This is a genomic window from Streptomyces sp. TP-A0356 (assembly GCF_001417775.1).
In the GTDB taxonomy this organism is placed as follows: Bacteria; Actinomycetota; Actinomycetes; order Streptomycetales; family Streptomycetaceae; genus Streptomyces.
In genome coordinates this window covers 27,590-41,530 of sequence record NZ_BBZJ01000015.1, presented here as the reverse complement: position 1 = coordinate 41,530, position 13,941 = coordinate 27,590, and the positions used below count along the sequence as shown (strand labels likewise).

Here is a 13,941-nt window from a genome sequence, read left to right as displayed (position 1 = left end):
TGAATTCCCGAGTTGTGTTGGAGTATTGGCGGGTGCGTATCGTTGTGGAGCACGATGTGAAAATACCCATGCGGGACGGCGTGTTATTGAGCGCCGACCTCTATCGCCCGGACAAGGCCGAGGCGGTGCCGGTGCTCATCCGGCGGACGCCCTACGGAAGAGCGGGAAGCCCCGGCGGGGCCTCCGTCGACGGCCTGCGGCTGGTCCGCTCCGGATACGCCCTGCTGGTGCAGGACGTCCGCGGCCGGTTCGCCTCCGGCGGCACCTTCGAGCCGTACTGGAACGAGGCCCCGGACGGTGCAGACACCGTCGCCTGGGCCGTGGGACAGATGTGGTGCGACGGCTCGGCGGCCCTGTTCGGCCGTTCCTACGAGGGCATGGCCGCGCTGCTCGCGGCGGGCGAGCGGCCGCCCGGCCTGGCCGCCATCGCCCCTCACGTGGCCGGCTCCGGGTTCGACGAGGGCTGGACCCGCCAGGGCGGCGCCTTCCAGCTGGGCTTCCTCCTCTACTGGGTGCTGTATGACCTGCTGCTCGGCGGGGCCGGGCTGGCCGGGCCGGAGCTGGCCGAGGTGGCCGATGCGGTCGATCGGATCGACGCGCTGTACGCGGACCCGGCCGCCGCCGCGGAACTCCTGGACCGGCTGGCGCCCTATTACCGGCAATGGAGCGAGCATCCCGCCGGCCACCCGTACTGGAAGCGTGCCGCACCCCGCGACTCGTATTCGTCGATAAACGTTCCTGTGCTCAATCTGACGGGGTGGTACGACATATTCCTCGCTGGAGCCCTTGAGAATTACCGGGGAATTCGGGAACAGGGCGTGGAGACGCGCCTGGTGGTCGGTCCCTGGTCCCACTGCGTCACCGGCGGGATCTTCCCGCAGCGCCGTTACGGGCTCGCCGCCGACGAGCAGCAGCTCGACGTCACCGGCCTGCACCTGGACCACTTCGACCGCCATCTGCGCGGGCGGCGCACCGGTGCAACGGCCCCCGAGCCGGTACGGCTCTTCCTCACCGGCGCCGACGAGTGGCGCGCCTTCCCCGACTGGCCCGTCCCCGGCACCGAGGAGTACGTGCTCCACCTGGACGGCCGGCGGCTCATGCCCGGCACCGCACCGGGGGCCCCCGGCAGCGACGCGATCCGCCACGACCCGGCCGACCCGGTGCCCACCACCGGCGGCGCCACCGCCCTGCCCGGCCAGTTCACCGGCGGCGACTGCGGCCCGCTCGACCAGCGCGAGGTGGAGCGGCGCGGCGACGTCCTGTGCTTCACCGGCGCACCGCTCACCGCCCCGCTGACCGTGGTCGGCGACACCGTCCTGACGGTGTACGTCACTCCGGACGCGGCGGGCGCCGACGTGACCGGCAAGCTCGTCGACGTCTGGCCCGACGGCCGCGCGGAGCTGCTGTGCGACGGCATCCACCGGCTGGAGCCGGCACCGGCGACGACGGCAACTGCGACGACGGCACCGGCGACGACGGCACCGGAGGCGGGCGGAGCGCCCGCCCCCGGCCGGCCGGTCGAAGTCACCGTCCGCCTCGGCGCGATCGGCCATGTGTTCCGCACCGGCCACCGCGTCCGCCTGGAAGTCGCGGCCAGCAACGCACCGCGCTTCGACGTCCATCCCCGGGTGGTCGCGCACCACACGGTCCACCACGGCGGTGACCATCCCTCACGCCTGCTGCTGCCGCGCCTCGGCGGCGGCTGACGCGGCGGCCGGGCCGGCGGCGTCCGGATGGAAGACCGACAGGTCGGTCACCTTCTCGATCCGCCGGCCCGCCTCCCAGTGCGCCCGGCGCAGCCGCCGCAGCTGGGCCTTGGTCAGGCGGGTGCTGTGCTGCGGGATCGACCGCACCATACGGGCCCGCTTGGCCGAGGCCGGGTAGCGGTCCCGCACCCGGTAGGGGTCGTTGAGCAGATGGTGCGCGGTCCCCGCGTGGAAGGCGATCTTCAGCAGCGCGTAGTACGCCGCGGCGCCCGCGCCCTTGTCACGGGCGCAGTGCACCAGGGTCCTGGTCGCCTCGTAGAGCCGCCACAGCACCGGCACGGCCGGCGTGGTGAACACGCCCGTCTCCTGGGCGATGCCCTCGCCGACGCCGTAGCGGAAGTAGCTGCGCATGTTCGCGAAGCCATGCTGGGCGTCGTGGAAGATCCGGGCCTCGGGCAGGTACACCACCGGGATGCCGGCCAGCTGGAGCCGGAAGTCGAACTCCCGGTCCTCGCACCAGTGGATCAGTTCGTCGAAGTGGTAGCCGCCGATGTGGTCGACGATCGCCCTGTTGTAGATGAGCGGCGGGGACAGGGCGCTGACGTAGTCGCCCTCGTCGAACTCCCGCACCCGGGCGGTCAGCTTGCTGAGCAGGCCTTCCGACTCCCCGTACACCACCTGCCCCTTGACCACCGGGTCGGTCAGGACCGCGCGGACCATGGCTCGCACCACACCCCGGGCGAAGGTGCAGTCGGAGTCCATGAGGAGCAGGTACTGCCGGTCGGTGGCGGCAGCCCCGGCGTTGTAGGCCGCGCCCAGGTTGCCGATGTCGTCGATCTCGGTGACCGTCAGCGGCCGCGGGTGCTCGGCGATCAGCTTCAGCACCGCGTCGCTGGGGCCGTTGAGGGCCAGGACGATCTCGACGTCCTCGTCGATCGACGCGATGCAGTCAGCGATCCGCAGGTCGTCGCGCAGGGCGATGACCACGGCGGTGCGGGCGATCCCCTTGTCGACTGCGGCCTTGTCCACCGGGTCGCCGGCCATCGCGTTCTCCCTCGTGTCGTCTGTGTGCGTGCGGGTGTGCGCGCCCAGCGGTCCGCGCGCGGTCGTCGCCGGTGTCGTGGTCATCGCGCCGGAGCCTTGAACCGCAGGGGCAGCGCGCGCAGCGTGCGCTCGGCGATCGCCTCGGCCTCGGCCGGCTCGTCGGCGTACGCGATCACGCCCGCCAGGACGTCGGCCCCGCCGCGGTAGGGCGGCACCACGGTGCCGGGCGTCAGTTCGATGCCCCAGAAGACGTCGTGCACTCCCGCCCGGCGGGCGACGTCCCGGGGATGGCCGACCCACTCGACCACCCCGCCGTCCGCCGGCAGGAACCGCTGGACCGCCGCCCCGCTGCGGGTCGGACGCAGCTCGGAGAGCTCCAGCGGCCGGCCCAGCGCCAGGCGCACCACGTTGGGCAGCGGGTCCACCCCGGTGGCCAGCCGCATCACCTCGGTGGCGATCCGCGCGCCGGTGAGCCGGCAGGTGATCTCCAGGAGCACCACCCGGCCGTCACGGGTGCGCAGGATGTCGGTGTTGATCACCGCCGGGTCCAGGCGCAGGGCGCGCGCCCCACGCCGTACGGTGTCGGTGATCTCCTCGATCTGCTCCCCGGTGAGCCGGCTGGGGAGAGTGTCGCCGCCCTCGAAGAAGTACGGGGCGAACTCCTCCTTGCGCCCGTACTCGCGGTCGGCGAAACCGAACCGGTGCAGCTCGCCGTCGACCATGAAGGCGGCCAGCGTGTGCTCGGTGCCCTCCAGGAACTCCTCGACGACGATCCGGCCGACGGGGCTGAGCCGCAGCGCCTCGGCCGCCCTCTCCGATACCGCCTCGGGCGAGGCCACCTTCATCACGCCCAGCGAACCGGTCTGGTCGCTGGGTTTGATCACGGCGGGCAGGCCGACCTCGGCGACCGCCCGCAGCGCCTCCTCCACGCTCTCGGCGGTCGCGAACCGGGGGAGGTCCAGGCCCGCCTCGCGCAGGATCGCCAGCCTCCGGTCCTTGAGCGTGCAGTTGAGCGCCGTCTCCAGGGGCAGGCCGGGGCAGCCGAACCGGTGCGCCAGCACACTGATCACCGGGGGATTGTCGGCGCCCAGCGAGAACACGCCGTCCAACCGGTCGATGCCGGCCGCCGACAGCTCCGCGAGGACCGCCGTGCTGTCGGTCGGGTCGCAGACCAGCAGTACGTCCGCCGCCGCCTGCGCCCGGTGGGTGGGTGTGTCGGTGACCACCACCAGCTCCCGCCGGGGCGAGCGCAATTCGGCCAGCGAGTGGTCCATCCCCGAGCCGAGCCCGCAGACCAGGAGCCGCTCAGTCACGGCCGCCTCCCGGCCCGTCGCCCCGCGGCCCGCCGCCGGCCGGTCCGCCGGCCGCGGACGGGGTGCTCAGACTCAGCACCTGGAACACCTCCGCGTGGCCCGAGCCCGCGGACACCGCGCCCCGGTAGCGGGCCAGCCCCCGGATGCCCTCGTCCCAGGCGGCGTGGCGCAGCTGCGAGACGTACGCGCGCATCGCCTCGACCTTGGTCTCGATCTGGCCGTCGATGTCCTCCGCGTACTGGAACCGGGCCATCGGCGCCCACACCTCGTACCCGAGCACCAGCCGGGGCGCCGGCATCGGCCGCTCGCCCGCCTCCTGGAAGAACTCCGACTGCGCCATCCACAGCGCCTCGGTGGTCAGCTGGTGCACCATGCGGTGCTCGACGTCGTCGTCGTTGTCGTGGGGCAGGTAGACCACCTGCGGCCGCACCTCCCGCAGCACCCGCACCAGGTCCAGGTGCACGCGGCGGGAGAGCGTGAAGTCCCGTGACGGCTCGTCGAAACGGATGCAGCGGTGCGCGCCCAGCGTCTTGGCGGCGGCTTCCGTCTCGGCGGCGAACTCGGCGTCGGTGACCGCGTCGTCGAGGGCGCTGCGCTCGCGCCCGATGACGATGACCACCGTCACCCGGGCCCCGTCCCGGACGTGTTTGGCGATGGAACCGCCGCAGCCGATGACGTCGTCGTCGGGGTGCGGCGCGACCACCAGCACATCGGTTACCCCGGTCACGACCGCACCTCCGGCACCTGCCGGGCCCAGCCCGCCCACTGCCCGGTCAGCTCGACGCCTTCGGCGAAGGGGGTGCGCGCGGTGAAGCCGAGCAGGCGCGCGGCCTTGTCGTACCGGGCCCGCGCGGTCGAGCGGTAGAGCTGCAACTCCCAGTCGGGCACCGGGTCCCCGGCGGTCTGCGCCGCCGGCTCGCCCAGGCCGCGCAGGGAGCGGATCGCGTCGAAGAACCGGCCCCAGCCGAGCGGTTCGCCGTTGCCGACGAGGAAGCGCTGACCGGCGGCCGCCTCCTTCCCGGCGGCCAGGAGCACCGCGTCCACCAGGTCGTCGACGTACACGGCATTGCACACGCCGGTGTCCTCGCCCGTCGGGAGCGCGGCGAAGTCGCCCTCGGCGCGCTGCAGCTGGGCGGAGGTCCACTGGCCGCCCCACGGCCCGTAGACCACGCCGGGCTGGAGCACCACGGTCTCCAGGTCGGGGCCGTGGGCGTCGAGGACCAGCCGCTCCGCAGCGAGCTTCTGCTGCTCGTACTCGCGGTCGGCGGGGTCTGCCGGGCGGGCCGGCGACTCCTCGCTCAGCCCACCGGTGGCGGCGGGGTCGTAGACGTCGATGGTGCTCAGGTGCACCACCCTCCGGATCCCGGCGGCGCGGGCGGCGGCCAGGACGTTGGCGGTCCCCTCGACGGAGGCCGCCCAGCGGCTCGCCTCGTCACCGGCGCTGCCGAAGGCGCAGTGCACGACGGTGTCGCAGCCCTCGAAGGCGGCGCGCAGCCCGTCGGTGTCCAGCAGGTCGGCCTGCCGGAACTCCAGCCGCTCCTGCGGCAGTACGGACAGCCGCGCGGCCCGGCCGAAGCCGCGCACCACGGGGCGGACGCGGGCCTGCGTGCCCAGGGCCAGCCGCTCGACGACGCGACCGCCGATGAAGCCGCTCGCGCCGGTGACCGCCACGCAGCGGCCGGCGAGCGCGGGATCGCCGTCGGTCGCGGCGCCGCGGGTGGTCCACGGCTGGACGGCATCCTCGTGGGCGCCGCCGTAGCACTCCTGGATCAGCTCGACGACGCGCAGGCCGTCCTCGGGGCCGGAGTGCACGGCTGCGGTGCCGCGCACGGCCGCGGCGAAGTTGGCGAGCTGCTCGGTGAACAGCAGCTCCCACTCGCCCTGGGCGGGCGCCACCGCCTCGACGTCGCCGCGGTGCAGCTCCACGCCGTCCGAGGTGACCAGGGTGCACTCACCGGCCGGGAAGTCGGTGCCGATGGTCACGGTCGCCCTGGTGCCCGTCACCGTGCAGGAGATGCCGAGGTCGCGCAGCCGGCTGAACTCGCAGTGCACGTCGACCGCGCCGAAGCGCAGGTGGGCGCTCGCGTCGGTCTCCACCCCGCCCAGCGAGTTGTCCTCGTAGCGGACGACCTCCACGTCGGGGCCGAGCCACCACAGCAGCGTGTCGAAGACGTGCGAGGCGGTGTCGGTGAGCACCCCGCCGCCCGCGAGCCGCCGGTCGAACATCGACCAGGAGACCGGCTCCCAGGCGTACGGGTGGCCCTCCGCCCAGTCGACGCGCACCACGTCGCCCAGGTCACCCCCCTCGATGAGCCGCTTGACCCAGGCGTACGCGGGGAAGAGCCGCCGCGGATGGGCCATCGCGAGCAGCGGCGTGGAGGCGTCGGCGGCGAGGGCGACCAGGTGCCGGGCGTCCTCGACCGAGGTGGTCATCGGCTTCTCCAGCAGCACGTGCTTGCCGGCCGCCAGCAGCGACTCCACGGTCCGCGCGTGCACGGTATGCGGTACGACGACCACGGCGGCGTCGAAGGCATCGGCGGCCTCGGCAGGGTCGGCGGCGATCACCACCTCGTCGGCGCCGGTGCCGCCGAGCTCGCGGTACAGGTCCAGCGCGGCCCGCGCCTGGCGCGGGTCCCGGTCGATGAGCGCGGTCAGTTGCACATCGCCCTTCAGCGGCGGCAGGGCGGGCACATGGCAGCCGCGGGCGGCGGCACCGCACCCGACGATGGCGAGGCGTACGGGAGGCATGGGTTCTCCAGGGGGTCGGAAGGGGATGGCTCGAGAGGGGGCGGGCATGCCGCGGTGCGGGGGCGCGCGGCGGGGGTCACGGAGCGTCGGCCGGGTGGTGCACCCAGACGTTGGGCTCGGCGTACGTCCCATGACCGTCGTCGGCGACCCGCAGCGGCACCAGGCCGCCGGGCAACGGATGGTCGCCCGGCCCCGGCAGCGAATGACCGAGGAACTCCTCCCAGCGGGAGACCGGCTGACGGATCACCAGGGACCGGTGGGCGAAGCCCAGCTGCCGGGCGCCCAGCTCCAGGTGCGTGCGCAGCCACGGGTCGAAGCAGCGGCCGTCGGGGCGGCGCCAGGCGGCGTACTCCTCGATCGGGATCAGCGGGTAGCGCGGCTTGCGCGTGGGCCGGACCGGGATGATCACACCGCGCCGACACCGCTCCGCGGCTCTGGTGCGGGCCTCGGTCAGCAGCCGCTCGGCGTGGCCGACCGCCCGGTGCGCGGGATCGACGGACACCGACAGCATGCAGACGGCGTCCGGGTGGTCCGGGGGGCCGTGTTCGACGGCCTCCACCAAGACCTCGTCACTGCCGGAGGGCAGTGACGAGGCAGTGCCGTCCCACCGCACCGGCAGCCCGTTGGCGGCCGCGACCAGCTTCCCGTCACCGGCCACCAGGCAGAGCTGGTGGGCGGGGTAGCGCTCGTACATCCCGTGCCAGCGCCAGTTGCCGGGGGACTCCCAGCTCATGAACCCGGGCATGTTGGCGCTGATCAGAGCGTCCACCTCGGGCAGCAGCCACGGGTCGCGGGACAGATCGGTGAGGGTGAGTGCCATCGGTGCGCTCAGCCCAGCAGCCGGGTCTCGGCCGTGGCCCGCATCGGGCGGGAGCGCCGCAGGTCGGCGGTGACGCACACCCGCTTGAGCCAGCGATCGGTGCCGTCGTAGCGGGCCTGGAACGGCAGGCGGCCGTGCACCGCCCGGTGATTGTCGATGAACAGGACGTCGCCCTGGTCCGCGACCACCTCCCGCATCCCGGCGTCCACCACCTTGAACAGCGCGTCGTAGGCACGCCGCGCGTCGGCGTCGTCCTCCGGCACGGAGGTGAAGTACGGGTCGAGACGCATGTACGGGTCCTGCCGCGATCCGTAGAGCAGCGGGCCGAGCGGCCGCTCGTCGATCATCCGCTGGATGGTGGCGAAGCGGGCGGCCTCCTCCTCGGAGGTGATGGTGTTGTTCTTCGGCAGGTGCGACTCGTCCGGCGCGATGTGGAAGCGCGGTTCGAAGAGGACGTCGATGTCCTCCTCGGACAGCGAGGTCAGGTCCAGCTCGCCGACCGTGGTGGGCACGTGATCGGGGTTGCGCAGCGCGCCCAGGATCAGGTAGTCGCTGCGGTAGGGGTGGAAGGCGTCCTCGGTGTGCCAGGTCAGCAGCTCCTTGCTGCCCATGCCGAGCTGGTCGTTCTCGTGCTGGCGGATCGGGAAGATGTCGTGCACGAGGTGGCCGTCCTGCTGCGTGGCCCAGCCGAAGGGCTCGCCGAGCAGCGCCGAGTACAGCATCAGCAGCAGCTCCTCGGGGAACTCCGGGCCGGGCCGGTGGCGGCCTCGCCAGTGCTCGGGGGTGGGCCCGATGCGCTGCTGGTCGAACTCGTGCCCACAGACGACCACATGGCCGTGGCGGTCGCCCAGCTTGAAGTCGCGCAGGAAGCGCTGCACGCCCAGCGGCAGCCGGGCCGCGAGCCGCGGCAGGTCGCGCAGCAGGCCGGGGTCGCCGAAGTACGGGTGGACGGCGGCCAGTTCGAGGGTGAGCTCCGCGGTCGCGGTGGCCTCGTCGGGGGTGAGGGCGTAGCTGTGTGTGGACTGGTCGGTGAGGTTCGACATTGCCAACTCTCGCTGAGTGGTCGGGGATGGTTACCGCCCGCAGGCGGCCGGAGCCGGGCCTGCGGGCCCTCGGGTGGTGCTGGGTGACGCGATGGTCCGCGAGGTGTGCGCGAAGGCGGTCCGCGCGCGGCCGCTCAGGGTCGGGCGGCCTCGCCGGCCGCGAGCGCCCCGGCAAGCAGCCGGGGGGTCGGACACCGGAGCAGGGCGCTCGCCCGCAGCCCGGCCGCCGCGGGGAAGGACTCGCGCAGCCGCGCGAGCAGGCGCATGGCGAGCAGGGACTGCCCGCCATGCTCGAAGAAGTCGTCGTCGGGGCCGATCCCCGGTGCGCCCAGGACCTCGCGGAAGAGGTCCACGACGGTGGACAGCGGTTCGTCGCGGAGCCGCGGCTCGACGGCCGTGCCCGGCGCCTCGGCCGTGCCCGGCGCGTCCGGTATCTCCGCAGTGCCCGGCGCCTGCGCCGGCCCGCCGGACCCGGCCGTGGCCCTCGCCGTGACCCAGTCGCTCAGCCGGCGCTTTTCGATCTTGCCGTGCGGGTTCTTCGGCAGGACGGACACCCGGTACAGCACCCTGGGCACGGCCCAGTCGGGCAAGTGCGCCTCCAGCGGCGCCACCAGCGCGTCCCTCTCCGGCCCTGTCAGGCGGACCGCCTCGCCGGGGAGTGGGGCGTGCCGCGGGTCGGCCGGGACCGTGAAGGCCCACAGCGCGGTTCCGTTTCGCGGGTCCGGGAACACCACGGCCTGGTCCACGGCCGGGTCCTCGCACAGGGCGCGCTCCACCCGCGCCGGCTCCAACCGGTGGCCGCGGATCTTCACCTGGTCGTCGAGCCGCCCGAGGAAGACCAGGTGCCCGTCGGTGTCGATCCGCCCCAGGTCGCCCGTCGTGTACACGCGCGCCCCAGGGGCGGCGGCCAGCGGGTCGGGCACGAACCGGCGGGCGGTGGTGGCCTCGTCGCCGAGGAAGCCGCGGGCCAGCAGCGGTCCGCCGATGTGGATCTCCCCGGACTCGCCCTGCGGCACCGGGCGTCCGTCGCGCCGGATGCTGATCTCCACGTCCCGCAGCGGCGTGCCGAGCGGGACCTCCTCGGCGTCGGCAGGAAGCAGCCCGGTGTAGAAGGTGGAGCTGACGGTGCACTCGGTCAGTCCGTAGACGTGGGCCAGCCGGGCCGGCTGGCGGGCCTGCCACTCCCGGTAGGGCCGCGGGTCCATGCGCTCGCCGCCGACCACCACCAGGCGCAGTTCCGCCGGGGTGGTCAGGCCACGCGCGTCGAGCCAGCGGGCGTACTCCAGCCAGTACTGCGTGGACAGCTCCACCACGGTGGTCCCGGTGCGGGCCATCGTGGTGTGCAGCTCCTCCGCATCCAGGGCCTGCGTGTCGGCCCGGCACACGACGGCCGCGCCGGCCACGAACGCGGGGAACACCTCCTCGACCAGGACGTCGAAGCCCAGCGAGGCCACCTGGAGCCAGCGGTCCCCGGGGGCCAGCTCCAGCCGCTCGGCGACCCCGACCGCGAACCTGCGCAGCGAGCCGCGCTCGATGACCGTGCCCTTGGGCTGCCCGGTGGATCCGGAGGTGAACAGCACGTACGCCACGTCGCTGCCGGCGGCCCGCCGCCGGGCCGCGGAGCCGTCGGCGTCCGCCGGCCCGCCGCCGGTGCCGGCGGTCCCGGCCGGCACGTACGCCGTCGCGGGCGCGTGGGCGCCGTCGCCGAGCCACACCGCCGCCTCCGTGCGGCGCACCAGCGAGGCCCGCGCGGCGGCGGGCAGCCGGTCGTCCAGGACGGTGAACCCGGCCCCGGCCTTCAGCGCCGCGACCATGCCGAGCACCGTGCGGCCGGGGTCGGTGAACGCGAGGCCCACCAGCCGCCCGGGGCCCGCGCCGCGCCCGGCCAGGGAGCCGGCCCAGGCGTCGGTCAGCCGGTCCACCGACCGGTAGGTGAGCGCCTGCCGCGGCGTCACCAGTGCGGGTTCGTCCGCGTGTTCGCGTACGCAGAGGTCCCACAGGTCCAGTACGTCGGGTCCGTCCACGGCGGTCACCGGGCGGCCCCGCGGGTGCGCAGGAACTCCGACAGCCCCGCGAGCCCGGCCCGGAAGCCCTTCTCCGGGCCGCCGAAGCCGAGCCGGGCGCCGTGCGGCGCGCCGAAGGCCGTACCCGGCACCAGGAGCGTGCGGTGGCGGGAGAGCAGCTCCAGGCAGAACCGTTCCACCGCGGCCGGCCCGGCCGCGGCCCGCTCCAGCTCGCGGAAGACGGGCAGCGCGCACACCCCGCCCTCCGGCGGCGTCCAGCGCACCAGGTCCTGGTGCTCGGCCATCCACTCCGTGAGGTACGCGAGGTTGCGCCGCGCCTCGGCCGCCCGCGTGCCGATCAGCACGTCGGCGTGGCGCATCGCCCGCTCGGCGATCAGCTCGACCAGCGGGGACAGGAAGAGCGTGGTCCGGTCGCGCAGCGGGAAGACGGCCGTGATCAGTTCCGGCGGTGCGATGGCCCAGCCCACCCGGAGCCCGGGCAGACCGAAGGTCTTGGAGAAGGTGCCGTAGGAGATCGTGTCGCCGCGGGTGGCGGCGGGGTCCGGGAGGACCTCCCAGCGGTGCGCGATCTCGGCGGTGGCGGCGTCCCACACCAGGGTCGCGCCGACGGCGGCGGTCCGCTCGGTCAGTGCCTTCAGGCCCTGCGGCGACAGCGTGGCCCCGGAGGGGTTGTGCGGGAAGTTGACGATGACGGCCGTGGTCCCCGGCGTGATCAGGCTCTCCAGCACATCCTCGTCGATTTCGCCGTCGCCCACGGCCGCGGCCGGCAGCTCGGCGAGCTCGCAGCGCGCCGCCCGCGGGTAGTGGCCCAGCGAGTGGTAGATGCCCTGCTGGATGACTACCCGGTCGCCGGCCCGCAGCAGCGTGCTCAGAGTGAGCGCGATGGCCTCGCTGGAGCCATGGGTGACCAGCACCCGGTCGGCGTCGCCGCCCGCGTACCGGTCGGCGATCGCCTGCCGGATGCCCGCGCCTCCCTGGGAGACGCTGTCGTCCATGACGACGGCGTCCAGGTCCTCGGCCGGGATGCGGCACAGTTCGCGTATCTCGGCGAAGGTGTACGGGTGGACGCCGCTGGAGCTGATGTCGTGGATGTCGGGGCCCAGGTGCCGGCGGTACCACTCCTCCAGCACCGGGGGGTCCTCACGCAGCGGACGCAGACTGCTCATGGTTGTGCGACTGTCCCTTCTATCCCTGACCGGTGCCCTGATGGGTGTCCCGCCACCACCGCTGCCCGGCGAGCGGGAGCGTGTCGATGGGGTCGTAGTAGTGGTACGAGCCGCTGCGGGCCTCCGGGTCCGCCGCTTCCAGCGGGGTGAGATAGCCCTTGCTCCAGTGCGATATGCCGAGCTCGCGGTCGTAGGAGTCGGCCTGCTCCACCCAGCGCTTGCCGGCCATCGGCACGTCGCACACGATGCGGGGCGTGGCGAAGCCGGGCAGGTAGCCCATGATCTGACGCTGAATCAACTGGGCTCGGTGCAGCGGCACCCGCCAGTGCTCGGCGTTCGGGATCATGTCGCACATGTAGAAGTAGTACGGCGTGATCCCCGCGTGGTCGGTGAGCGCGAAGCACAGGTCGAGCAGGTGGTGCGCGCTGTCGTTGACCCCGCGCATCAGCACGCCCTGGTTGCGCACGTCGTGCAGCCCCGCGCCCAGCAGCGCCCAGGCCGCCTCCGCCACCGCGGGGGTGATCTGCTGGGCTGCATTGGCGTGGGTGTGCAGCGCGATGCGCACCCCGCGGGACCGGGCCGTCCGCGCGACTCGCGCGACGCCCTCCAGCACCGGGCCGGACCGCCAGTGCTGGGGCAGCCCGACCAGTCCCTTGCTCGCCAGCCGGATGTCCCGGATCGACTCGATCTCCAGCAGGCCGCTGATGAAGCGCTCCAGCCGCGGCCAGGGCATGTTGGCCAGGTCGCCGCCGGAGACCACCACGTCCCGGATGCCGGGGGAGGCGCGCAGGTGCTCCAGGATGCGGTCGGCCCGGTCGGCGGGCTTGAGCTGGAGCTTGTTCTTGGCCACCTGGGGCGTGGAGTTGCCCACCAGGTCCATCCGCGTGCAGTGGCCGCAGTACTGCGGGCACGTCGACAGCAGCTCCGCCAGCACCTTGGTGGGGTAGCGGTGGGTCAGCCCCTCCACCACCCACATGTCCTGCTCGTGCAGGGAGTCCCGGCTGGCCATCGGGTGCGAGGGCCACTGCGGGTGGCGGTCGGAGAAGACCGGCAGCATGTAACGGCGTACCGGGTCGTCGTAGAACGCCTTGGTGAGCTCGCCCGGTCGGGCGCCGGCCGCTTCCGGGGCCATGGTGTTGATCATCTGGGGCGGCAGCAGCACCGACATGGTGGCGCGGTGCAGCCGGTCCTGCTCCCAGTCCCCGTAGAAACCCTCGTCCAGCAGATTGCCCATGACCGCGCGCAGGCCCTTCGCGTCCTTCACGCAGTGGGCGCGCTGCCACTGGGGGTCGGCCCACTCGGCCGCGGTGACGTCGCGCCACCCGGGCAGGCGCCGCCAGTCCGGCTCCACGAGTGGACGGCTGCGGTACTCGTAGACGCCTTCCAGTACTGCTGATTCCGTCTGGCTGCGTGCTGTGTCCACCAACCCGCCACCCAATCCCATCGGTTTCGGTCGTATCGCCTGCCGTCGATCTTGCAGAGCGCGGCGGGTTGTACACGAGGGGAATTTGTACGGGGTGCAAACGCCGAGTGCCCCTGTACAACTTGGGGCCGCGCAGCGGGAAGCGGAAGCGGCCGCCGGTGTTGAGAGAGGGGCGGACAGCACTTCCGAACCGCGCGACCGGCTCCGGGGATGGCCTGAATTGTCGGTTGAAGAATTGATGTGTATGTCACCGGCATGTACCAATGACCGCAGATCCGGTGCGGAGGCCTTCCTGTCGGGATTCCGGCAGTCGACGGCTGATCGTGCCGTCGGGACCGGACACCGCTGACCACGGTTGTACGGCCCGCGGGACCCGCGCTTCGTCGAGACAACCGAGTACCAGGGGGAAATGTGCCCAGGCCAGAGCGGTTACTGGACCCTACTGAAGGACCACTGGAGGCGTTCGCCCACGACTTGCGCACCTTACGGAGGCGGGCCGGGAACCCCTCGTACCGCACCATGGCGAAAAGGGCGCACTACTCTGTGGCCACGCTCGCCGAGGCCGCGCGGGGACTGCACAAACCCTCGCTGAAGGTGACCCTCGCCTATGTGGCCGCGTGCGGCGGAGATCTCGAGCTGTGGTCGCGCCGCTGG

Annotated in this window: 10 protein-coding genes; 1 reads left to right on the top strand and 9 read right to left on the bottom strand. The window is 73.2% G+C overall.

From position 1 onward, the window contains the following. Positions 1-32 precede the first annotated feature (32 nt). The gene (locus ASC56_RS08725; RefSeq protein WP_063784942.1) at positions 33-1,706 is read left to right on the top strand and encodes a CocE/NonD family hydrolase; all 1,674 of its coding nucleotides are present in this window, start codon (positions 33-35) and stop codon (positions 1,704-1,706) included. Here ASC56_RS08725 and ASC56_RS08720 read toward each other — a convergent pair. The 9 genes from ASC56_RS08720 to ASC56_RS08680 all read right to left on the bottom strand — a co-directional run bounded on the left by ASC56_RS08720 (position 1,671) and on the right by ASC56_RS08680 (position 13,287). Next, entirely contained in the window at positions 1,671-2,834 is a 1,164-nt protein-coding gene (locus ASC56_RS08720; protein ID WP_234376889.1) for a glycosyltransferase family 2 protein, read from the bottom strand. The genes ASC56_RS08725 and ASC56_RS08720 overlap by 36 nt on opposite strands. Further along, positions 2,831-4,063, bottom strand: a complete 1,233-nt coding sequence (locus ASC56_RS08715; protein WP_055490691.1) for an acetyl-CoA carboxylase biotin carboxylase subunit family protein — start codon at positions 4,061-4,063, stop codon at positions 2,831-2,833. The genes ASC56_RS08720 and ASC56_RS08715 overlap by 4 nt, the downstream gene beginning before the upstream one ends. Continuing rightward, on the bottom strand, positions 4,056-4,790 hold the full coding sequence (locus ASC56_RS08710) for a PIG-L deacetylase family protein (RefSeq protein WP_234376888.1): 735 nt from the start codon (positions 4,788-4,790) through the stop codon (positions 4,056-4,058). Before ASC56_RS08710 ends, ASC56_RS08715 begins: the two co-directional genes overlap by 8 nt. Further along, a complete protein-coding gene (locus tag ASC56_RS08705) occupies positions 4,787-6,811 on the bottom strand; it encodes an NAD-dependent epimerase/dehydratase family protein (protein WP_055490689.1) in 2,025 nt (674 codons plus the stop codon). Before ASC56_RS08705 ends, ASC56_RS08710 begins: the two co-directional genes overlap by 4 nt. A 76-nt stretch (positions 6,812-6,887) precedes the next feature. Beyond that, positions 6,888-7,631 carry a GNAT family N-acetyltransferase gene (locus ASC56_RS08700; RefSeq protein WP_055490688.1) on the bottom strand — a complete coding sequence of 248 codons (744 nt, stop codon included), beginning with the start codon at positions 7,629-7,631 and terminating at the stop codon, positions 6,888-6,890. Between the two features lie 8 nt (positions 7,632-7,639). After that, on the bottom strand, positions 7,640-8,674 hold the full coding sequence (vioC, locus tag ASC56_RS08695) for an arginine beta-hydroxylase, Fe(II)/alpha-ketoglutarate-dependent (RefSeq protein WP_055490687.1): 1,035 nt from the start codon (positions 8,672-8,674) through the stop codon (positions 7,640-7,642). Positions 8,675-8,808: 134 nt separating this feature from the next. Then, the gene (locus tag ASC56_RS08690) at positions 8,809-10,698 is read right to left on the bottom strand and encodes an amino acid adenylation domain-containing protein (protein ID WP_234376887.1); all 1,890 of its coding nucleotides are present in this window, start codon (positions 10,696-10,698) and stop codon (positions 8,809-8,811) included. 5 nt (positions 10,699-10,703) lie between these two features. Next, entirely contained in the window at positions 10,704-11,864 is a 1,161-nt protein-coding gene (gene vioD, locus ASC56_RS08685) for a capreomycidine synthase (RefSeq protein ID WP_234376886.1), read from the bottom strand. A 19-nt stretch (positions 11,865-11,883) separates the two neighbouring features. Then, on the bottom strand, positions 11,884-13,287 hold the full coding sequence (locus ASC56_RS08680) for a KamA family radical SAM protein (RefSeq protein ID WP_079102418.1): 1,404 nt from the start codon (positions 13,285-13,287) through the stop codon (positions 11,884-11,886). Between the last annotated feature and the right edge of the window lie 654 nt (positions 13,288-13,941).